Below are 20,591 nucleotides of genomic sequence, written 5' to 3' on the forward strand. Positions count from 1 at the left end.
TCTTACTCCTGGGTTTGCGCATCTGTTGCAGATGCGATGGAAAACACGACCGGGGAAATGTGGGACACCCCCGCAGCCGACCAAAAAATAACCAGAATTCAATTAATTGAAGCGGGTTTTTTATGAGGCTGGAGCAATATAAGAGAGGGTGAAAATACTGATCTTGATCTGGCACAGTTTTACGGCTGACGCCTGCCTGACAGAAGAGGAAAACGTTAGTTACATCATGTTTTTTATGGCTGAAATCCTTTTATAGTTTCAGAGAATAACACTCATCCCAAGCCTTGCAAGTGATGAAAAAGCAGGCAGATTTCACCTGTTTACCCGTCATTGAAAATAACGCAAGGCAAGTGATAGCCGCCCGCTTACGCCATGGCAAAAAAACACCCCGGACTTGCCGGGGTGTTTGATGCAACATGCCATAACTGGCGGTTATTCGCGGTATTTCAGCGTGCCATTGGCCTTGATTTCGTCGTACCACAGATTGTGGTGCTGCATGGCCCAGTTTTCATCGCAATACCCGGACACCATGCACTCCATTCCGCCTTCACTGAGCACGGTTGCCATCCAGATGTGCACAATGGTGAAGGCGATGATCAGTACCGCACTCACGCCATGCACCAATAGTGCAGCCAAAGAGGCTTCCCGGGGTAAATCCAGCCCGGGCAACACCATCATCACACCGGAAATGGAGATGAACAGCCCGAAGATCACCAGAGTCCAGAACCACATTTTTTCCCCGGCGTTGGCAAAGCCGGAGTCAGGATGTTGTCCCTTGAGCGGCCCGATATTGAAATAGCCCCCTACCGTCAGGAACCATTTAAAATCGTAACCTTTAAGCAGCTGATGGGGCATCCATTTCACCACCAAAATCACCCAACAGATGATGAAGAATGGCCCCACCCAATCGTGGATGGTTTTGGAGCCATAGATTAACGCCGCCCAAATGCTGCTGCCCTCTCCCACCAAAGGCTGCACTATCTGCTTGCCCAGCATGATATTCAGGCCGGTGAAAATCAGGATCATGCAGCTGATGGCCACACACCAATGGAGGATAAGGTCGGCCTTTGACCAGCGAAATACCATTTTGCCGGAAAAACCATCCCTTAACCGCGATGGGCCGTTAACAAAGTAAAACAGCAAGAAAGCACCAAATACCCCCACTACCGCAATGCTCATTGCCGGGGTTACATAGTTATTGCGGATCTCCCGCCCTTTCTCACCGCTTACGTTAATCAACACGCCCCGCTCCACCCCTTTAGCGGTGGTATAGCCGGATTCCCCGGATTTTACCGCACGCCACAGGTCGGCTTCGCTGGTTTGCGCAGTTGCCTGCTGCTGACTGGACTGTTCATCAGCGGCCAAAGCCGTCACCGACAGCCCCATGCCACAGACCAACAACATCAGAGCGAACAGGCTACGCAGTGATTTGATTACCATAGTCACTCCTCGCCAGGGCGGGCATTACCCCGCCCCGGTTCACTCTTAGTTGATCACGCCAGTCTTGGGGTTATAACCCCAAATCATGTCTGGACCGGCACCCCGCCGCGCCATACGCTCACGGTAAACGCCCGAAACCACTTGGGCATCCCCCGCCAGTAGCGCCTTGGTGGAGCACAGCTCGGCGCACATGGGCAATTTGCCTTCGGCAATACGGTTGGCACCGTACAGCTTGCGTTCGCGCTCAGAGAAGGTTTCCTCCGGCCCGCCAGCACAGAAGGTGCATTTATCCATTTTGCCGCGGCTGCCAAAAGCGGTCTTTTTCGGGAACTGAGGCGCCCCGAAAGGACAGGCGTAAAAGCAGTAACCACATCCAATACAGGTGTTTTTGTTATGCAATACAATGCCGTCTTCCGTACGGTAGAAACAATCTGCCGGGCAGACCGCCATACAGGGGGCATCGGTACAGTGCATACAAGCAACCGAGATGGAAGCTTCACCTGGCTGACCATCGTTGATGGTAACAACACGGCGACGCTGAATACCCCACTCAAGCGCGGAGTCGTTTTCGTTTTTACAAGCTGTGACGCAACCGTTACACTCGATGCAGCGCTTGGTGTCACATAAGAATTTCATGACTGCCATAGTGGCTTATCTCCTCATCAAGTACGGTCAGGCTTTGGTGATCTGACACAGGCTGGTTTTGGTTTCCTGCATCTGAGTCACCACGTCATAGCCGTAGGTCAATACGGTGTTGGCAGACTCACCCTGTACATAAGGCACTGTACCTTCAGGATATTTGTCTACCAGGCTCTTACCTTCAAAGATCCCCGCAAAGTGATAAGGCATGAAGCATTCGCCGGGTTGTACCCGTGGCGTTACCATCACCTTCACTTTGATTTTGGCGCCTTCCGGACTGTGTACCCACACATCGTCCTCGTTGCGCACGCCCCGGTCAGCCGCATCAGCAGCGTTCATTTCAATGAACATCTCCTGCTGCAATTCGGCCAGCCATGGGTTGGAGCGGGTTTCTTCACCACCGCCTTCATATTCCACCAAACGTCCTGATGTCAGGATCATGGGGAAATCTTTGGAGAAGTCCTGTTGCTGAATGGATTTGTACAGCGTTGGCAGTCGCGCCACCATGCGGTCTTCATAGGTGGGATATTTTTCCACCAGATCACGCCGCGGCGTGTAAAGAGGCTCGCGGTGTAACGGAATGTCGTCCGGGAAGTTCCACACAATACAGCGGGCCTTGGCGTTACCAAACGGAATGCAACCATGCTTGATGGCAACGCGCTGGATACCACCGGAAAGGTCGGTTTTCCAGTTGCGCCCTTCGGCCGCGGCTTTCTCGTCTGCGGTCAGGTCATCCCACCAGCCCAGCTGTTTGAGCATCTTGTCAGTAAATTCCGGATAACCATCCTGGATTTCACTGCCTTTGGAGTAAGTGCCTTCGGCCAGAATGCTCACACCGTCATGTTCCACCCCGTAGCGGGCGCGGAAGTTACCGCCGCCGAAACGCACTTCACGGTCGGTACGGTACAGGATTTGGGTACCGGGATGTTTCTGCTCCGGCGTGCCCCAACATGGCCATGGCAAACCGTAGGTTTCGCCCTTGCATGGGCCACCGGGGGCTTCCAGTGAATCAAAGTCGAAGGTGCCCCAGTTTTTCTGGTGCTCTTTCAAACGCTCAGGGCTCTGGCCGGTATAGCCGATGGTCCACATGCCGCGGTTGAATTCCCGGGTGATGTCTTCCACCAATGGCTCTTCGCCATTGACCTTGATGTGTTTGAACATCTCTTTTTCCACACCCCATTTTTTCGCCAGCTTGTACATGATGGTGTGGTCAGGCAGGGATTCAAAGTGCGGTTCAATCACTTTGTCGCGCCACTGCAAGGAGCGGTTGGAGGCGGTAACCGAGCCGTAAGTTTCAAACTGGGTACAGGCGGGCAGAATGTAAACGCCGTCCTGACGCTCGGGCATAATGGCCGCCATGGTTGGATGGGGGTCAACCACCACCACGGTATCCATCTTGTTCAGTGCTTCACGCACTTCACGGCCACGGGTTTCAGTGTTGACGGACTGTCCCCAGAAAAATGCCAGGCGGATGTTGTCCTTCTGGGCGATTTTGTTTTTGTCTTCCAGCACGCCATCGTGCCAGCGAGAGCAAGGGATGCCCGCAGAGGTTTGCGGTTTCTGGCCGAGATATTCGCCCTGGTCGAAACGGCTGGCCACCCAGTCAGATGGCAGATCCCATACGCGGGACCAATGGCCCCAGGCGCCGGAAGTCAGGCCGTAATACCCTGGCAGGTTGTCGAACAACAAACCAAAGTCGGTCGCGCCCTGTACGTTGTCGTGGCCACGGAAGATGTTGGTACCGCCGCCCACTACGCCCATGTTGCCCAGTGCCAGCTGCAAAATGCAGTAAGCGCGGGTATTGGCATTACCGACGTGATGCTGGGTACCGCCCATGCACCATACAATGGAGCCTGGCCGGTTATCTGCCAGCATTTTGGCAACCCGGTACATCTGCTCTTTGGCAACACCGGTAATGTTGGCCACTTCTTCTGGCGGGAACTTGGCCGCTTCATCGCGAATGCGTTCCATGCCGTACACCCGGGATGCAATGAACTCTTTGTCTTCCCAGCCGTTTTCAAAAATATGCCACAGCAAACCGTAAATAAACGGAATATCGGTACCGGGGCGGATGTGCACGTACTCGTCAGACTTGGCTGCAGTACGGGTGAAACGTGGATCAACCACAATGACTTTAGCGCCGCGCTCTTTACCTTCCAGCACATGCTGCATGGCAACCGGGTGGGCTTCACTGGGGTTTGACCCGACAAAAATAATGCTCTTGGCATTATGCATGTCGTTGAACGAGTTGGTTTGCGCACCGTAACCCCAGGTGTTGGCCACACCGGCTACAGTGGTAGAGTGACAAATACGGGCTGAGTGGTCGACGTTATTGGTGCCCCACATGGCCGCCAATTTGCGGTACAGATAGGATTGTTCGTTGGAGAACTTGGCGCTGCCCATGAAGTATACGGAGTCTGGCCCGGATTCTTCACGAACTTTCAGCATCTTGTCGCCGATTTCATTGATGGCCTGTTCCCAGCTCAGGCGTTTCCACTTGCCGCCTTCAAGCTTCATGGGATACTTGTTACGCTTGCCGCCGTGGGCGACTTCCCGCAACGAGGCGCCTTTGGCACAGTGACCACCACGGTTGATGGGATGATCAAATGCCGGCTCCTGGCCGGTCCACACGCCATTTTGCACTTCAGCGTAAAGGCCACAGCCCACAGCGCAGTGGGAACAGATGGTACGCTTCACCTCTATGGGTGCATCATGAGGCACGTCTTTGGCCTCGGCCCGGCGCATCATGCCCGCACCCAGCATGGACGCAGCGGCAATGCCCCCGGTCGCCAATCCGGCAGACTTGAGGAATTGCCGGCGGTTCAAGCCCAGCGTGGCCGTTTCAGCAACAGGGACCTGTTGGGATGTACGATTTAATCGCATCTTACACACTCCTTTTTATCATTTATTACGTAAAGTGTCGTAATAACTGCGGATATGCTGAGTTTCACGGTAACCGTCTTGCAACTTCGGCTCTGGCGAGGCTTCTGGTGCAGCTGCTGTTGCCTGACCGCTAACAGTGGCTACCACCCCGGCAGCACTACCAACAGCCAACGCTTTGAGCAGTTGACGGCGACCCATATCGGAAGCTTGCTTCTTCATAGCGTCTCCTTGTGTTTAAATTGAGCGGGAGCAAGCCCCCACCCCTGGGTCTGCTGCAGGTTCACAGCAGGATGAATCAAGCCATTTCACTGGCTTTCGGTTGAATCTGAACATCGGAGGCATCCACCACCGGAGTGCTGAGCACCAGCCGTTCAAATTCAGCGATTTCGGTTTCAAAAAAGGCCCGTCCCAACTGGGCCACCACCGCATAAAATGCGGCACTCTGGCAGTGAGACAGGGTATCGAAAAAGCGCACAATCCAGCTGCCGATATGGCGCCGATAAAACGCCAGCTGCTGATGTGCCGGCATTTCCAGAATCAATACGCTCATGACTTCAAATAACGCCGCCACATGGTCTTCAGGCTCTTTCACGTCTTCTTGACGTTCAAAGCCCAGCTGCATCAAATCCTGCCGTAGCAGTGCCAGGGGTTTGTCCATGAGTGAACCGGTCATGAACCAACTGCCGTAAGGCAGGATTTCACCGGACCCAACCCCAATGAACAGGTCAAAATATTCATCCCGCAATTGCTCGGGGGTGAACTGGGAAGCCGCCAGCTTGAGCGCCAGCCAGGCGCGGGTCATCTCGTTATCTTCGTTGGCATCCACATCCAGATGGGCCAGGAATTGCAACAACTCCTGAGTAGGCTCGCGCCGCAGCAAGGCGGCCAGCAGCTGATAGATGTCGGCCCGGAGCTGATCGTTTTCAGATGGTTGCTTTGTGATTTCGGTCATAACGGCTCTCTTATCTCAGTTGCTTTTCCGGGTCATCAAGGATTTCTTCAAACATGTCCTTCACCCGGCAATCCCCACACATTTTCAGGCGATCCAGATGCGCACTGAAAGCACTGTGGGTTCCGACCATCTCCAGCATCCGCTGCACCATGGATTGGGTCGCAAATGGGGCTCCGCAGCGAATACATTCAAACGGAGCTTCTTCTTTTAGTGTTTGCTGCTGTTGTCTGGCAGTGGCATCAAGATTCACGCCAGAAAGCAAGCTGATGGCTTTTTCAGGGCATGCGGCTTCACACAGCCCACACTGCACACAATCCTGCTCCCGGAAATACAGGGCAGGCTTGTCGCCACCATCCAGCAATGCCTGGGGAGGGCAGGTTGCCACGCAAGACATGCACAAAGTGCAGGCGTCGCTGTCCACTTTTACCTGTCCAAAAGGCACATGGCTCAGTGCCAGCCAGTCTGTTACCTGCCCGGCCTGCTGGTTAAGATAATCCAGCGCGGCAAACAAGGTGTCACGCTTATCGGTGGCGGCAAATTCCGCCGGAGGCGTCAACGGCCACTCACCGCTTTGTGCCAGCAGTGGCCACAGGTTGGCCAGTTCCGGCTCATCGATCAAAGTGAGCCGCTCAGGCTGACCGATTTCCCGCAGCAGCGTGTTGCTGAAAGACAGCTCGCCTTGCAGCATTTGGGTCAAACTGGGGGCGGTGGCGGCGGTGTTGAGCACCAGTACCTGACGGGCTCCCCAGGCCAACGCGCCCAGCCAGTGATCCATGCCGGCCACGGTGATCTCTTCCAGCGCCACCGGCAGTACCTCACCCGGCAGCTCATTGTTTATCAGAGCGGCTCCCTGGGCGGCATCATGAAACAGGATGACCGGCGCGGTAGATGCTTGTGCCAAAAAGCGGCTTATCAGCTTATGCAAGTAGGAGTGCAAGGCCTGAGGGGTGGGTAAATCGTAAGACAGGGCACCGGTAGGGCAGGCATTGCTGCAACTTCCCGCACCGTGGCACAGATAAGGATCGACTTCTATCTGTTGCTCTATGCTCTTGATGGCATCCGCCGGACAGAAATTCAGGCAACGGTTGCAACCGTTAATCCCGTTGCGGTAATGGGCGCAGATGTCCGCATTGATTTTAACGTAGCGCGGTTTGTCGAACTGCCCCACCATCTGTGGCAGCTCTTCCAGTGCCTGCGCCAGTTTGTCGGCATCCTGACCCACATAAAAATAACCGGGCGGCAGCATTTCCAGCTGGATAATGGGCGCTTGGCTCATGTCCAGGATCAGATCAAAATGCGCTTTGCGCAGCGCCACCATGCTCAAGGCCGCCGCGTTACCGTCTTGCTCAACGGTCACTTGGAATTGTCCTAAAAACCCCTTGATGGACAATATGTTGTTGTAATAAGTTTCGACGTCTTCGGCAGCGGCCATCACCCGCTCAAGATGGGATTCATCCTGGCTGGTAATGGCTTCGTTGGCCAAAATGACCCGGCCGGCCATGCTGGACAATTTGTCCGCAGCCAGTCGTGCAAGATCCTCCGGCCCAATCACCAAGACGTTACCCTCTGCGGCGTAACTGACCGTGGGTGGGATGAGATTTTGCAAAATCCGGGTTTGCTGTTGCACCTCAGTGCGTACCTGCCGCAGCGCTTGCTGGGCCGGGCTATTGCTCACACTATTGCTCACTTTGCGTTCCTGAACAGGTTTTTGACTATGGCGGTTATTAGTATCTGTCTGCTTTTATTATTAAATTTTGCAATTTACCACAGTCTGATTCGTTAAAATTATCAGCAATTCACATACCAAAATTATGGTATTCAGATACTGCTAAACTGACGTTAAACAACTCTGTCGTCCGGTTTTTCCTCTGTAAATGTAGCATTTTGGCTATCGGCCACAGGTTCCTCGTCCAAATTGTCCGAGATGGCAGGTGTCGCTGATGCAAGCGCCTCAGTGGCCGGCGGCAAAGACTCAGCGTCAGCCAGCTCAGTGGTTTCTTCATCCGCATTATCCAGCAGATGACGGAAGACCTTTTTGGCCAGTTCACTGGACACTTCTGCGCTCAGGGTGGGCTGGCAGCTGTAATCAAGGGCGTATTCCATCATGCCGTCAATCTCACTGAAATGAGGTTGCTTCCATAAAGCCCGCAAGGCGTTTTTCTTAACGTTAGGGTCAACATTATTGGCCATAAAACTGGCAAAACTCCCACCGATTTCAATACTGTCAGGATCGGGCAAATCCTCGGCTGTCAGCAGTGATTCCGGGGTGTCAGTCTCGGGTTCGGATGCAATTTCCGCCGCTGTCGGCGCCTCATCGATAACGTCAGCATCTGCCACCAATTCCGCTTCAGAGGGGGTCTTGCTGGCGCTGATTTCCGCCTCCTCAGCAGGTAACTCGCCTCCCTGGGCCTGCTGTTTGCGCAGCGCCCAACGACTCAGAAAACTACGGGTTTCAGCCATTAGTGCCTCCGTTGTTCTTCAGCCACTTCCTTACGGCGATTCACGTGCTTGCGGCGATGAGCGCAGATTTCCACCTCGCCATGCTCGGCAATAAAGGCTTCTATCCAGCAGGCAACCGCCTCAGGCATGACCATATTCAGCACTGGCGTATCCCCTTCCAGGCAGCCTGCCGCCACGTTTTGATCGGCAGAAATGGCGGCGGGTATCCAGGTGCCGTCTTCGGTTTCATCACAAACAACATAGAGCATGGGATTATCCATATCCAGATTCAGGCGATAACTGGCCCGTTCATCCAAAAACAGCTCCAACAGCACCAGCTGGCCACCTTCTGGTGCATCTTGGGAAGCGGGTACTACCTGATCCAGCTCCCAACTTTCAGACAACCAGCGCCCAACCTGTTTTTCCACTTTTTTCAGTGAGACGTACATGGGCCATACACTTTGAGTATGTTGCATAAGAATTCTTCCTCCCGAGTCATTTTTTTCGGGTTACAAGGTAAACCACAGGCCCATGCAAAAACCAAACCAGATGAAAAATCAAAAATTCTTTGAAGGCGATCGGCTATTTTGGCCTGAACCACGGACATTATGTCGCACTGCCTTTGACACTTTGCACAATATATATCTTGAGGTTACAGAGAGTTGCGGCGGATCACGCATTTATCCGCACATTTGGGGGTAGGAATACTTTTTGCTTCATGCCATGACTTCTGGTGCTGCTATGCTCAGTGCAGCAATGTTGATATGAGACTGGCCATGCCTCCTTTGCATTTGATAAAAACCTCTGCGGAAGTGCCGCTGACGTTAAATGTCACCGCCGTGGATGAAAACGGTAATGTGCAGCAAAAAGCCGTTGCCTGTGAACGCCCGCTAACGGTGTACCTGAACTGGCAACCCATCGTCACGCTGATGACATTGGGCGCCAGGCCAGCAGAGTTAGCCCTCGGGTATTTGAAAAATCAGGGATTTATCAGTGATGTAACCCAACTGGAGTCCGTTATTGTGGACTGGGAGGTAAACTCCGCCGCCGTTATCAGCCACGAAAAAATCGCCAATCTGGAGAGCAAATTGGCAGAAAAAACCGTGACAACAGGCTGTGGCCAAGGGACGGTTTACGGCGGATTCATGGACGGGCTGGACAATATCAGCTTACCTACCCCAAAACTGACACAAAGCATGATTTACCGCCTGCTGCGCAACATTGCCCAATATAACGACACCTATAAAAATGCCGGTGCGGTGCATGGTTGCGGTGTTTGCGAAGGCGAAAGCATTCGCGCTTTTGTGGAAGATGTGGGACGCCATAATGCGGTGGATACCCTGGCAGGTGAAATGTGGCTGCAGCAACAACCCGGTGGCCACATGATTTTCTATACCACCGGCCGTTTAACCTCGGAGATGGTCATCAAGGTGGCCAAAATGGGCATTCCGGTATTATTGTCCCGCAGCGGAGTTACCCAAATGGGGCTGGAACTGGCACAACAGCTGGGAATTACCATGATCGCCCGCGCGAAAGGCCGCCATTTTCTGGTGTATCATGGCGCCCAGAACATTGTCTTTGACGAGATCCCAACGGTTAATCATCAGGTTGCGCAGGAGAAATAATGACCGAACCCAGTGAGCTGGTCTACATGAGTGCCAAGCAGGTAGCAGAGTATTTGGATCTGAATGAAAAAAAGGTCTATGCCATGGCCAACGATCGCATGCTGCCTGCCACAAAAATCACCGGAAAGTGGTTATTCCCCAAAATCCTCATCGATCGCTGGCTGATGGACTCCTGCCACAGCGGCATGTTGTCTGACCGGCTGTTAATCACCGGCAGTGATGATCCCTTATTGTCCATGCAGGTTGCCAGGCTGATGGCAGAAGTGGGTAGCCGGGAACTTATCAGTTACAGCGCCACCGGCTCACGGCTGGGGTTGGAGCTGTTGTCCAAGGGGTATGCGGATGTGTGCACCCTTCACTGGGGCAGTGCCGAGGAGCGCAATATCCGCCACACGGCCCTATTGAAAGGTTATCCAAACCACCAGCAGTGGATTATGGTCCATGGCTATAACCGGCAACAGGGGTTGATTGTGCGTCCGGAGCTGCACCATCAGTGTCAGGAGGAGGCGCGGGTATTGAGCCTGCCATGGCGCTGGGTCAGCCGTCAGGGCGGCGCTGGCAGCCAGCAGCACCTGGAGCACTGGCTAATCAAGCGCGGCGCTACCCTGAAAGACCTCAATACGGTGATCACCGCCTATAGCGAGCGAGAGCTGGCGGGATACTTGGCCCGAGGCGATGCCGACATCGGGTTTGGTTGCCAGGCGGTGGCGATGGAGAGCGGCTTGGGATTTGTACCGCTGCTGACCGAATCGTTCGATTTTGTCATGCCCCAGGGCATCTACTTTCGCCGGCAACTGCAGCAGTTATTCAAATTGCTGGCAAGTGCCCCTTCCCGGCAAATGGCGGCCCAGTTGGGGGGATATGATCTTACCGACTGCGGACAACTGCTTTGGAGCCCGGAATAAATCCCTGACATCCCCTTGCGCCCATGAAGCCTCTGTCATGGGGCTAAAAGCAAAGGACAGCAGATTACACCTTGAGCCGTCGCCAACTGCGGCGGCTTTTTTCATCCAGAAAACTCCAGGCCAAAATCCGCGTCTGTTTGTTGCCTTGGGTCATCTCAAGCACCTTCACCGCCTGTACCTGCTGTTGTGCCAGCCAGCGTTTGCAAGTGGGTAAATGCTCCGCCTTGGACACCAGGGACGTGAACCATAACACCTGGGCCGCATAGTGCTTGCTTTCATGGATCATCCGCTGCAAAAAGCCCGCCTCGCCGCCACTACACCACAGCTCATTGGCCTGCCCGCCAAAATTGAGTAAAGGGGATTTTGCCTCGTGCTTGGGAGCCGCTTTTACTCCCCGGTTGGCGGCCAGATTCCGCAATTTGCGTTGGCTGCCCTGGCTGGCCTCGGCTGCCGAGCGGTGAAACGGGGGATTACACAGGGTGACGTCAAACGATTCACCGGGCTGGATCACCTCGGCAAAAATCTGTTGCGGCTTGGGCTGCAGCCGTAAACTGATGCATTTGGCCAGCTTGGGATTGTGCGCCAGAATCGGTTGCAGGTGCTGCAAAGCCTTGCGGTTAATGTCACTGCCAACAAAGTGCCAGCCATAGATAGCAGCACCCAAAAGCGGGTAAATGCCATTGGCACCGGTGCCGATATCCAGCGCCGTCACCTGTGAACCTTTCGGGGGCGTGCCGCCCTCAGAGAGCAAGTCTGCCAGTTGATGCAGGTAATCTTCCCTACCGGGCACCGGCGGGCAAAGATAACCGGCCGGGATGTCCCAATGGCGGATGCCATAGTGATAACCAAGCAATGCCTGATTCAGCGCTTTTACCGCGGCAGGTTTTGCAAAATCAATGGATAACTGGCCATAAGCCGTGGTGACAAGATGTTTTTTCAATACTGGCAGGTGCCGTGCCAGTGCGGCGAAATCATATCCCTGACGGTGCCGGTTGCGCGGATGCAGTCCTTTCTCACGCCGCAGTGCAGGTGTTGGAGAGTCGATCATGGTTCAGTCGTACAGATAACGGGTAAATAACAGGTTCACCACTATTTTTTTGCCGGTTTCATGCTGCAACAGGCGATTAATGGTTTCAAAACATTCGCGGCGGATGTCTTCACGGCCGGTGAGGGATTTTATTTTGTCTTCGGTCTGGTTTCCCAAAATTTCCACAATGGCAGCCCGCAGCAAAGGGTCATGGTGCTGAATGCTGAGCAGGTCCTGCTGATCTTTCACCATCAATTCGACGCTGATCCGCACAAAGCCGAGTTTTTTGCGGTTAGAGATGTAGTTGGTGACGATTTCCGGCTCAAATCCGTAATAGGCATAACTATCGCTCACGGCGGCGGCCTGAGACTGGTCATTCTCCGCTGCGCCAGCCGGCAAAATGCCGCCCATCCATAACAGCGATAAACATAACAGTATTTTCTTCATGTGATGGCACCACTCCCGTTGGTAACTGACATCTCTGAGGTTCAGCATCAGCAACGCCCATGGTAAACTCCAAGGGTTATCCTATTGTATCGGCTATCTGATGAATCTGACCAGTTCTGGCTTCCCTTTTGGCGATATTATCCAATGGGTTGCCCCCTGCCAACTCCCCGAGCCCGGGCAATGCCAGCGTCAATGGCTGGCGCTGCCCGGCAGCCTTACCCGGCACTTGCGCCGCCATGGAACACGCTTTGAGGTTCACGTACTGGGCGAAGCCGTACTGGCGCCGCTTGCCGGTGAATGGCCCGAGCCTTGCGCCCAGTTATGGGTAAGGGAGGTGTTACTGTGCCTGGATAACCGCCCCTGGGTTTATGCCCGCACGCTGGCACCCACGGCACTGGCACAGCAGCAACTGCTGCAGCTTGGCAAGCGCCCCCTGGGGGAGTTGCTGTTTACCGGTGATGATTTTATTGCCGGTGACACCGAATGGGCCAAAGCCCCGGAAAACGGCCATATACGCCATTTAAGCAACGTGTTGGGGCAACTGTCATCCCAGCCCATTTATGGCCGAAGACGGCATTTTCACTATCATGGGCAACGCTTGATTGTGGCGGAATTTTTCCTGCCGGAGGCGGTAAAACAGCCGCCCCTGGCAATGACGGCCACAACGGCCTAACGGCGGCGTCCCAATGCCACGGCCAAAAGGCCAAGCAGCCATGCCATGCCCATGCTCCCGCCACCACCTGAGCTGCTTGCGGGCGTCACATTGGGGGATGGAATGGTAACCACCACCGTGGCGTTGGCACTGCTGGTGCTGTTATTGCTGTCGGTAATGGTAAGGGTAACGTTGTAACTGCCAGCCGCAGCATAGGTATGGCTCACTGTAGCCAGCGTGCTGCCGTTGCCATCGCCCAGTTGCCACTGATAACGGTAAGGCGCCACGCCGCCGCTTGCCTGACTGCTGAAACTGACATTCTGCCCCTGCTGGTCCACGTTAATCCGGGCAGTGAGGGGTAACACCTCTGGCGTATCGTCACCGCCATCTGTTGCCGTCACCCGGGAGATCCGCACCGTGGCCATGCTGGAATCGGTCTCTTGGGAAATAATCTCCAGTTTCACTCCTAGAGCAGGCAACTTAATGCCCGCTTGGGGCATTTGAGGGGCGCTGTAATCCTCCCGGTCATCAAACGTGCTGTTCGCCGTAAGCGACGTATCACCTTGATAGTCATGCTGATCGTAAAAACTGAACGCTGCGTCGTGTATTTGCACCAAGGTGGGCTGACCACTGATCAGTTGCTGATCCGCATCCACCACCCCAATGAACACCTCGCCTGGATGCTGCTGCACATTGTTGTCATCCTGATCCTCATCCCGTAGCCACACCAGCACCCCGGGGTCATATCCTGCTAATTTCAGGCCGCTGTCAATGCCCCCGTGACTGCGTAACTGCACCAGATAACTTCGGCCCTTTCCCGGGCGGCTGTCACCTGTGCGGATAAAGTCGGTCAATTGCAGCGCCTCATTATGCTGCTCAGCATCATCGGCAAAAATCACCGATGCGTCGTCACTGATGCGGATATTGTCAATCTGGATCCCGTCACCGCTGATGGACTCGTCGGTTTTATAAATCAGGCTGATCTGCTTTTTCGCTCCGGCATACGCGCTTAAATCAAAATCCAGCGTCACCCAGCCATGGCCGTCAGCAGCCGGCAAACTGGCCGATTCGCCGGTAATGATGTTTCTGGCGCTATTGGCACTGTTGGAACTGCGGGTGTAATTCCCCGCAATGGCCACGCCATCCACCAGCAGTTGCCCGTAGTCAAACTCCTCTTCCATGTCCCATCTGGCCTGCATGGTAAGCCGTACATTGGAGCTTACGGGTAACTGCACCTCAAAAGACAAGGCATGATTCAGCTCGTTGCCCCGTCCGGAATAGTATTGGTAATTGCCCGCATATGGAGCGCTTAGGGCCACCTCGCCAGCAGGCAGGGTGATTTCCAGCTGGTTCAGCCTGTCGGCATCGGTTGCCTGATAAAGTGTCACATCGCGGCCTTGCGCGGTCAGCGATGCATAATCAATGGTCTGGGCATTGAGCCAGCGTCCCTGATAACGTTGCTGCAAAAAATCCCTGGCGTAGGGGCTAAAACCCGTAGGTGCGGCACCGGCAGGAGAACCTGTCCAACTGCCGTTTGACATCAATGACCAGGAACCCACCGGCTCCCCGTCACCATTACTGCTGGTATCGTATTCATCCGGTAATCCCAAGTCATGGCCGAACTCATGCACACACACGCCCACGGCAGAATCGATGGGCTGAATGGTGTAGCCAAAAACCCGTTTGCTGGTACCCGGGATCGGCTGCCCGTAAAAGCTGTTGCTGGAGGTCACGAAATAGCGGTGCGACCAGATGGCATCCGCCCCCAATACGCCGCCACCGGCTTCTTCCCCAATGCTGGAGTGGAATACCATCACATGATCAATAATGCCGTCGGCTTCATCCAGATTGCCATCACCGTCCAAATCGTAGGGGTCTTCCACATCATATGACGCCAGCTCAGTGGCAGACATGCTAGCCGCTGCCTGGGCCACTGCCTCTTCTACCAGGGTTGTCACCCGCATGTCGCTGTCGTCATTATCCGGATCATTGGCGCCGTAATAGGCTGCATCATGGGCCGCCCTAAACCAGCCTTTTACATCACCGGTGAAATGGAAACTGTTGCCCGATACCGCTTGGTAATACTGATAGGCAGAAGTGAGCTGCTGCCCTGAAGGGCCGTTAAATCCCGCCGTAGAAAACAGCAAATCCCGGTAATGGGTTGCCGGATAGCTGGCGTAAAACATTTGCGTGTCGGCCGCTGTCAGCCGGTTGCTGTTATAGGGTAAATCGGGGAAGTCCACCAAAACCGCCAACACCTTTACGGTTTTGCTGACATCAGCGCCACTGGCGGCCACCCGCTGCAGTTTGCCGCGATTGACCTGCTGGCTGCGTGCAAATGCCCCATCCCTTAGGCGATGGTATTCCTGCACTTGTTTCTGATGGGTTTTGGACAGGCGCCCGCCTTGCATATAATCCGCCAAAGCCTGTTGCTGCTGGGCTATTGAGGCATTGGCAGCCAACTCGCCGCGTTTTTCCAGCCAGTAGAGGATCTGTTGTGGATTGGCAATCGCACCATCCCGTGGCGTAGGGGCCGCCGTCACCATGGTACTGGCGCCCCACAAGGCAATGCCACTCACAAAACAATGTAAAACTCCACGCTTCATGGCTTAGGCTCCTGCTTACATTTTTTGTAAGCCTGCTGACGTTGGCGGATATAATCGTTGAGGATCTGCTGCTGTTGCTGGGGCGTCATTTCCGGGGTAATCATCCCCTGCTCAAGTAACAACTGATGCAGTTTTTCCCTGTCGATGTGAGGCGCCCCGCTGCCACATGGCACCAAGGGCGCCACGCCCTCACGGGGGGCGGCTTGGGCGGTGTCGGCATGGGATGCGCGCTCAGGCTCGGGCATGGAAGATTGACAAGCACTGGCGCCGGTTAGCCACAAAACGGCGGGTAACCACACCAAGGGTATGCGATTGGCCACAGAATTCCCCATAACATTTTATGAACATCACATTAACTGTAGACAATCATGCAAGACAAGCGGTTCACACTGAAAGTGTAAACTTATTCAGGTTTAATTCAGCCGGGGCATGCAGCGCCCGGCTGTTCGGTGAGGGAATTAATTGACCGCTGACAGATAACGGGCCACGCCATCGAGGAACATCTGCACTGAAATCATCACCAGCACCATCCCCATCAGCCGCTCTACGGCGGTCAGCCCTTTATCACCCAGAAGTTTGTTGAACAGTTCATAAAACAGCAAAATCACCGCACTGGCCGCCCAGGCGGACAGCAAGGCCACGGTCCATTCCATCATTTTGCTGTTATCGGTGTGCGCCAATAAAATCAACGCCGCCAGAATGGAGGGCCCGGCCATCAGGGGAATGGCCATCGGCACAATAAAGGGCTCTTCCCCGGCGGCCAAGCCGGCAATGCCGCCCGGTTGCGGGAAAATCATGCGAATGGCAATCAGGAACAGAATGATGCCGCCGGCAATACTGACACTTTCAGACCGCAGGTTCAGAAAATTCAGGATGGCTTCACCGGCATACAAAAACATCAGCATGATGATCAGGGCAAACACCAGTTCGCGGATGAGCACCCGACGGCGCTTTTTAGGTTCGATATGCCGCAATATGGAGGCAAACACTGGCAGGTTCCCCAGCGGATCCATAATCAGGAACAGCATTACGGCAGCAGACAGAATATCCATGGTTTGTCAGATCAGTAAAAATCAATAAAGTGGGGCATATTGTATAGGTTTTTCCGGGGAAATTCGGCACTATTTGCCGGGATATTTTTCGCGGCCAAACCCCCAATTACCTGCTGCTCATTTTCAATGCGCTTGTTATACTATAACGCTTTTCCATTTCGATGACGGTGCCCATGTTATACCTCGTTGCCAGCTGTATAGCCCTCTTGCTCGGGCCACTTTGCTATCGTTGGTTATCTTCAGGAAGTGGTCTGCACAAGGGGTTGGACGGCTTCATTTTTGTCTCCTTGGGTGGCCTGGTACTGGTACACATCCTGCCGGAGCTGCTGGAGCACGGCGGCATACTGGCATTGCTGTTCGTATTGCTGGGACTTTGGGGGCCATCGGCCAGTGAACGGCTGTTCCACCGCTATTCGGAACTGACCCACAATGTCACCCTGGTACTGGGCATCATTGGCCTGTTGCTGCATACCATTACCGATGGCGGCGCCATGGTGCTGGCACAACAACACAGTGATTACAGCCTGCTGGCACTGGGCGTGATATTGCACCGCTTTCCGGTGGGGCTGGCAATATGGTGGCTACTGAAACCCCACGCCGGTGCCAGATGGGCCTGGACCGTACTGACACTGATGATGCTGCTCACCACCGTGGGCTATATGGCGGGCGAGCAGCTGCTGAACCATTTGAGCATGGATAATACCGTTTACTTGCAAGCCTTTGTCACCGGCTCCATTTTACACGTGGTATTGCATCAACCCCATGGCAATGAGGCAACCGGCAGCAGCCGCTATGAGTTGCATGCCGGGCTTGGCAGCCTGTTGGGGCTGGGATTGCTGACCATTTTGATGCTGATGGACTCCGGGGACCATGCGGCACATGCCCACCGCCATGACACCGTTCAGCTGCTTGACTGGCTGCTGATGCTGGCCCCGGCACTGCTGCTGGCCCACGCCCTGGCCGCCGGCCGTTACGCGCTGGGGCTGCGGCCAGAGACACAACGCCCCTTGCTGCAATGGTTACAACGCCTTGCCAGCCCCGAAGTGATTTTGCTGACCTTGCTGTTGCTCGGCCCGGTGTATGCCCTTATCCAACTGTGCACGCTGTTGTGTATCGGCGGAGTGCTGACCCTTCTTAAAGCCCCTGCGGTAGTGGACTTGCCCCCGGTCCAAACCCGGGCGCTGGACTTTGGCTTCAGCTACGGGATGGATCGCAGCGCGCCCTGGATTGTCTTAAGCCTGTTACTGGCAAACCTGATTGGTCACCCGTCGGTGCCGCTCAATAATGACTGGGTACAGGTAGCCGTGCTGGCGCTGGTGTTCATTCCATTACAGTTCAGCCCCCTTGGCAGCACCGTGCTTGCGGCCACGCTTGCCTATAGTGGCTGGAATCCACCGGCGCTGATGATGGCATTGTGCGCCGCCCAACTGCTGAGCATTGCCCAACTGCGGCGCCTGTCGCTGCTGCAAAAAATGGCGGCCTTGCTGCTGTTGGCACTGCCGCTGTTAATTGCCGCATACTGGCATCCCCAATGGCAATTCTTGTTACCGGCCATGCCGCGACTGTCATTGGGCGCCGTGTCATTGCTCGCCGTCCTGTTTGCCATCAGCCTGTTGCGACAAGGCCCTAGGCGGTTTCTCACAGCCCTGAAACCGCAACTGGCAAACCATACCCATCATGCAGCAGAGCATCACCACCATGCGGGGCACCATCATTAAGCGAAGCGGTTGATAGGCGCCACCGAGGCTTTACGCCTGACAAGGAGTCGTTATGTGCATTCTGTTTATTGCGTTGCAGCAGCACCCGGATTATCCGCTGATCCTCTGCGCCAACCGGGATGAATACCATCAACGCCCCACCCAAGCGGCGCATTTCTGGCCCGGGCAGCCACAGCTGCTGGCCGGCAAAGATTTAACCGCTGGCGGTAGCTGGCTGGGCATTAACCGCCAAGGCGCCATTGCGGCACTGACCAACATCCGCGCCCCGCACCTGTTGCGCGACAATTGCCCCAGCCGGGGCGCACTGGTGATTAATGCCCTGCGCCACGGCATCACGGCACAATGGCTCCGGCAACACCGGCAAGAGTACAATCCTTTCAACCTGCTTTATGGCTCTGCCAATGGCCTTTTTTGCTGCAATAGCCTCAGCGGTCAGATCCAGCCGTTAACACCGGGGTACCATGCCATCAGCAATGGCGCACTGGATGACATCTGGCCAAAAATGGCCCGTGGCACCCAGGCGTTGCAGCAATTGATTGGGCGGCAACAAACCGTCAATAGCAACACATTGCTGGACATCATGCGGGATGAAACCCAGGCCAATGCCGGACAACTGCCCACCACCGGCATTGACCGGGCATGGGAGCAGAAACTCTCTTCCATCTTCATCCAGCACCCGGATTACGGTACCCGCAGCACCACTGTGTTACTGCAGCATCGCACGGGCAATGTGGAATTTCTGGAAGTACGCTATGCCCCAAACGCCCAAGCGTGTGAACGCCACCGTTTTCAGTTCAGCCTGCTCCCTTCATAAACAACAGGGGCCGGCGATTTCCTCGGCGGCCCGTGAGCTTGGCAATATCAGTGGTCGCGGGAGGGCGACATTTGCGCCGGTTGCCCGCCATGGTGGCGCAGGCTGCGAATGTCGTTTCCGGTAGGTGCCTGAAATGCCCGCAAATCAAACTGGGGCAAAATGGCAAAGATGTGATCAAAGATATCCGACTGAATCGCCTCGTAATATATCCAGCGGGTATCGTTGGTGAAAATATACAGCTCCAGCGGCAGTCCTTCCGTGGTCGGAGCCAGTTGCCGCACCATTAAGGTCATGTCCTGATGCACCTTGTCGTGATGGCGCAAATACTCCACCAGATAGGCCCGAAATGTCCCCACATTGGTGAGGCGCCGTCCGTTCACCGGCATGTCCATATCCGATACACAGGCGTTGGACTCCCCCAATTCATGGATTTTCTTGGGCAGGTATTCTTTCAGATAATTGATTTTTGCCAGCCGCAGGCGGTCTTCTTCCGTCAGGAAACGGATGGAATTGATGTCGATGTTAATCGCACGCTTGATGCGTCTGCCGCCAGACTCCGACATTCCCTGCCAGTTGCGAAAGGCATCCGACACCAGCGCATATGCCGGGATCATGGTGATGGTTTTATCCCAGTTACGCACTTTTACCGTCGTCAGGGACACCTCCTCTACCGCGCCATCAGCGCCGTATTTGTCCATCTGAATCCAGTCACCGGGGCTGACCATGCGGTTAGCCGCCAACTGAATGCCCGCCACAAAGCCCAAGATGGTGTCTTTAAACACCAACATCACCAAGCCGGTGGCCACACCCAAGCCGCTGAGGAAGTACACCGGCGACTGATCGGCCAGCACCGAGATACACACAATCAAGGCAACAAAGAACAGGAACAGCTTGAACAGTTGCACAAAACTCTTGATGGGCAAACGCCGGCTGATCATTTTGACATCCGCCACCTCATTGGCCGCATCCAGCGCCGCATACAAGGCCCGCACCATCACCACAATTAGCCAGACACTGAGCAGTTTATCCACGAGGGCATTGGTCAGCTGATGGCCGCTAAGCGCCACCGGCACCAGAAAATTCAACACGATGGCCGGTGCCAGTAATGACAGTTTTTCCAGCACCCTGTGCCGCAGGAAAATGTCATCCCAAGAGGCTTTGGATCGCTCAATCATGATGTTCATCGCCCGCACCACGCCGCGACGGATCACCATATAGGTGATCCCGGCCAGCAGCAGGCTAATGGCCACCAATACGGCGGTTGACAGCCAACTGGACGGGTCACTGTCCACCCCGATTCTGGTCAGCCAATCGGTAAACAACTCACGAAAATCTTTTTCCAAGATCATGCTCTCCCAGCCATCCATGTGCCCTGTCGGTTTTGACATGTAT

At 54.8% G+C, this 20,591-nt stretch carries 19 protein-coding genes; 5 read left to right on the top strand and 14 right to left on the bottom strand.

What is annotated here, in order from left to right:
* Positions 1-432 precede the first annotated feature (432 nt).
* The 8 genes from ACIDEJ_RS10425 to ACIDEJ_RS10460 form a co-directional block, all read right to left on the bottom strand.
* Positions 433-1,440 carry a formate dehydrogenase subunit gamma gene (locus ACIDEJ_RS10425; protein ID WP_411988012.1) on the bottom strand — a complete coding sequence of 336 codons (1,008 nt, stop codon included), beginning with the start codon at positions 1,438-1,440 and terminating at the stop codon, positions 433-435.
* 45 nt (positions 1,441-1,485) lie between these two features.
* Positions 1,486-2,085: a formate dehydrogenase FDH3 subunit beta gene (fdh3B, locus tag ACIDEJ_RS10430; RefSeq protein WP_411988013.1), complete on the bottom strand. Its 600-nt coding sequence runs from the start codon at positions 2,083-2,085 to the stop codon at positions 1,486-1,488.
* A 27-nt stretch (positions 2,086-2,112) separates the two neighbouring features.
* The gene (locus ACIDEJ_RS10435) at positions 2,113-4,962 is read right to left on the bottom strand and encodes a molybdopterin-dependent oxidoreductase (RefSeq protein WP_411988014.1); all 2,850 of its coding nucleotides are present in this window, start codon (positions 4,960-4,962) and stop codon (positions 2,113-2,115) included.
* An 18-nt stretch (positions 4,963-4,980) separates the two neighbouring features.
* Positions 4,981-5,181 (bottom strand): twin-arginine translocation signal domain-containing protein, encoded by a 201-nt coding sequence (locus ACIDEJ_RS10440; protein WP_411988015.1) that lies wholly within the window; start codon positions 5,179-5,181, stop codon positions 4,981-4,983.
* A 76-nt stretch (positions 5,182-5,257) separates the two neighbouring features.
* The gene (locus tag ACIDEJ_RS10445; protein WP_411988016.1) at positions 5,258-5,914 is read right to left on the bottom strand and encodes a TorD/DmsD family molecular chaperone; all 657 of its coding nucleotides are present in this window, start codon (positions 5,912-5,914) and stop codon (positions 5,258-5,260) included.
* A gap of 10 nt (positions 5,915-5,924) precedes the next feature.
* A complete protein-coding gene (locus ACIDEJ_RS10450; RefSeq protein WP_411988017.1) occupies positions 5,925-7,601 on the bottom strand; it encodes a 4Fe-4S binding protein in 1,677 nt (558 codons plus the stop codon).
* Positions 7,602-7,753: 152 nt separating this feature from the next.
* On the bottom strand, positions 7,754-8,374 hold the full coding sequence (locus ACIDEJ_RS10455) for a DUF3306 domain-containing protein (protein ID WP_411988018.1): 621 nt from the start codon (positions 8,372-8,374) through the stop codon (positions 7,754-7,756).
* Positions 8,374-8,829 (bottom strand): DUF3305 domain-containing protein, encoded by a 456-nt coding sequence (locus ACIDEJ_RS10460; protein ID WP_411988019.1) that lies wholly within the window; start codon positions 8,827-8,829, stop codon positions 8,374-8,376. Before ACIDEJ_RS10460 ends, ACIDEJ_RS10455 begins: the two co-directional genes overlap by 1 nt.
* 300 nt (positions 8,830-9,129) lie before the next feature.
* On the opposite strand from ACIDEJ_RS10460, the gene ACIDEJ_RS10465 reads away from it, so the two are divergent.
* The gene (locus ACIDEJ_RS10465; RefSeq protein ID WP_411988020.1) at positions 9,130-9,978 is read left to right on the top strand and encodes a formate dehydrogenase accessory sulfurtransferase FdhD; all 849 of its coding nucleotides are present in this window, start codon (positions 9,130-9,132) and stop codon (positions 9,976-9,978) included.
* Complete coding sequence (locus tag ACIDEJ_RS10470) at positions 9,978-10,883, top strand: substrate-binding domain-containing protein (RefSeq protein WP_411988021.1); 906 nt, start codon at positions 9,978-9,980, stop codon at positions 10,881-10,883. The genes ACIDEJ_RS10465 and ACIDEJ_RS10470 overlap by 1 nt, the downstream gene beginning before the upstream one ends.
* A 64-nt stretch (positions 10,884-10,947) precedes the next feature.
* On the opposite strand, the gene rlmF is transcribed toward ACIDEJ_RS10470, so the two are convergent.
* Both rlmF and ACIDEJ_RS10480 read right to left on the bottom strand, forming a co-directional pair.
* Complete coding sequence (rlmF, locus tag ACIDEJ_RS10475; RefSeq protein WP_411988022.1) at positions 10,948-11,931, bottom strand: 23S rRNA (adenine(1618)-N(6))-methyltransferase RlmF; 984 nt, start codon at positions 11,929-11,931, stop codon at positions 10,948-10,950.
* Between the two features lie 3 nt (positions 11,932-11,934).
* Positions 11,935-12,357, bottom strand: coding sequence for a flagellar basal body-associated protein FliL (locus ACIDEJ_RS10480; RefSeq protein ID WP_411988049.1), 423 nt, complete (start codon positions 12,355-12,357; stop codon positions 11,935-11,937).
* Between the two features lie 100 nt (positions 12,358-12,457).
* On the opposite strand from ACIDEJ_RS10480, the gene ACIDEJ_RS10485 reads away from it, so the two are divergent.
* Positions 12,458-13,030, top strand: coding sequence for a chorismate--pyruvate lyase family protein (locus tag ACIDEJ_RS10485; protein WP_411988023.1), 573 nt, complete (start codon positions 12,458-12,460; stop codon positions 13,028-13,030).
* Here the strand turns inward: ACIDEJ_RS10485 and ACIDEJ_RS10490 are convergent.
* From ACIDEJ_RS10490 to ACIDEJ_RS10500, 3 genes are all read right to left on the bottom strand, one after another.
* Positions 13,027-15,615, bottom strand: coding sequence for an immune inhibitor A domain-containing protein (locus tag ACIDEJ_RS10490; RefSeq protein WP_411988024.1), 2,589 nt, complete (start codon positions 15,613-15,615; stop codon positions 13,027-13,029). The genes ACIDEJ_RS10485 and ACIDEJ_RS10490 overlap by 4 nt on opposite strands.
* Entirely contained in the window at positions 15,612-15,935 is a 324-nt protein-coding gene (locus tag ACIDEJ_RS10495; protein WP_411988025.1) for a hypothetical protein, read from the bottom strand. The genes ACIDEJ_RS10490 and ACIDEJ_RS10495 overlap by 4 nt, the downstream gene beginning before the upstream one ends.
* Before the next feature lie 138 nt (positions 15,936-16,073).
* Entirely contained in the window at positions 16,074-16,667 is a 594-nt protein-coding gene (locus tag ACIDEJ_RS10500; protein WP_411988026.1) for a YhgN family NAAT transporter, read from the bottom strand.
* 173 nt (positions 16,668-16,840) lie between these two features.
* Between ACIDEJ_RS10500 and ACIDEJ_RS10505 the strand changes: the two genes are divergently transcribed.
* Together ACIDEJ_RS10505 and ACIDEJ_RS10510 are read left to right on the top strand one after the other, a co-directional pair.
* Positions 16,841-18,385, top strand: coding sequence for a metal transporter (locus ACIDEJ_RS10505; protein ID WP_411988027.1), 1,545 nt, complete (start codon positions 16,841-16,843; stop codon positions 18,383-18,385).
* A gap of 52 nt (positions 18,386-18,437) precedes the next feature.
* Complete coding sequence (locus tag ACIDEJ_RS10510) at positions 18,438-19,199, top strand: NRDE family protein (protein ID WP_411988028.1); 762 nt, start codon at positions 18,438-18,440, stop codon at positions 19,197-19,199.
* A gap of 47 nt (positions 19,200-19,246) precedes the next feature.
* Here the strand turns inward: ACIDEJ_RS10510 and ACIDEJ_RS10515 are convergent, their stop codons facing one another.
* On the bottom strand, positions 19,247-20,548 hold the full coding sequence (locus ACIDEJ_RS10515) for a mechanosensitive ion channel family protein (protein WP_411988029.1): 1,302 nt from the start codon (positions 20,546-20,548) through the stop codon (positions 19,247-19,249).
* Positions 20,549-20,591: the final 43 nt, after the last annotated feature.

Source organism: Shewanella mytili, from assembly GCF_046765975.1.
In the GTDB taxonomy this organism is placed as follows: domain Bacteria; phylum Pseudomonadota; class Gammaproteobacteria; order Enterobacterales; family Shewanellaceae; genus Shewanella; species Shewanella mytili.

What these genes read in the sequence shown, in the direction of transcription:
- ACIDEJ_RS10480 (WP_411988049.1), bottom strand. Translation starts at nt 12,357, where the DNA reads ATGAAGAAAATACTGTTATGTTTATCGCTGTTATGGATGGGCGGCATT.
- ACIDEJ_RS10485 (WP_411988023.1), top strand. Translation starts at nt 12,458, where the DNA reads ATGAATCTGACCAGTTCTGGCTTCCCTTTTGGCGATATTATCCAATGG.
- ACIDEJ_RS10425 (WP_411988012.1), bottom strand. Translation starts at nt 1,440, where the DNA reads ATGGTAATCAAATCACTGCGTAGCCTGTTCGCTCTGATGTTGTTGGTC.
- fdh3B (WP_411988013.1), bottom strand. Translation starts at nt 2,085, where the DNA reads ATGGCAGTCATGAAATTCTTATGTGACACCAAGCGCTGCATCGAGTGT.
- rlmF (WP_411988022.1), bottom strand. Translation starts at nt 11,931, where the DNA reads ATGATCGACTCTCCAACACCTGCACTGCGGCGTGAGAAAGGACTGCAT.
- ACIDEJ_RS10455 (WP_411988018.1), bottom strand. Translation starts at nt 8,374, where the DNA reads ATGGCTGAAACCCGTAGTTTTCTGAGTCGTTGGGCGCTGCGCAAACAG.
- ACIDEJ_RS10510 (WP_411988028.1), top strand. Translation starts at nt 18,438, where the DNA reads ATGTGCATTCTGTTTATTGCGTTGCAGCAGCACCCGGATTATCCGCTG.
- ACIDEJ_RS10465 (WP_411988020.1), top strand. Translation starts at nt 9,130, where the DNA reads ATGCCTCCTTTGCATTTGATAAAAACCTCTGCGGAAGTGCCGCTGACG.
- ACIDEJ_RS10445 (WP_411988016.1), bottom strand. Translation starts at nt 5,914, where the DNA reads ATGACCGAAATCACAAAGCAACCATCTGAAAACGATCAGCTCCGGGCC.
- ACIDEJ_RS10500 (WP_411988026.1), bottom strand. Translation starts at nt 16,667, where the DNA reads ATGGATATTCTGTCTGCTGCCGTAATGCTGTTCCTGATTATGGATCCG.
- ACIDEJ_RS10505 (WP_411988027.1), top strand. Translation starts at nt 16,841, where the DNA reads ATGTTATACCTCGTTGCCAGCTGTATAGCCCTCTTGCTCGGGCCACTT.
- ACIDEJ_RS10490 (WP_411988024.1), bottom strand. Translation starts at nt 15,615, where the DNA reads ATGAAGCGTGGAGTTTTACATTGTTTTGTGAGTGGCATTGCCTTGTGG.
- ACIDEJ_RS10515 (WP_411988029.1), bottom strand. Translation starts at nt 20,548, where the DNA reads ATGATCTTGGAAAAAGATTTTCGTGAGTTGTTTACCGATTGGCTGACC.
- ACIDEJ_RS10470 (WP_411988021.1), top strand. Translation starts at nt 9,978, where the DNA reads ATGACCGAACCCAGTGAGCTGGTCTACATGAGTGCCAAGCAGGTAGCA.
- ACIDEJ_RS10460 (WP_411988019.1), bottom strand. Translation starts at nt 8,829, where the DNA reads ATGCAACATACTCAAAGTGTATGGCCCATGTACGTCTCACTGAAAAAA.
- ACIDEJ_RS10435 (WP_411988014.1), bottom strand. Translation starts at nt 4,962, where the DNA reads ATGCGATTAAATCGTACATCCCAACAGGTCCCTGTTGCTGAAACGGCC.
- ACIDEJ_RS10440 (WP_411988015.1), bottom strand. Translation starts at nt 5,181, where the DNA reads ATGAAGAAGCAAGCTTCCGATATGGGTCGCCGTCAACTGCTCAAAGCG.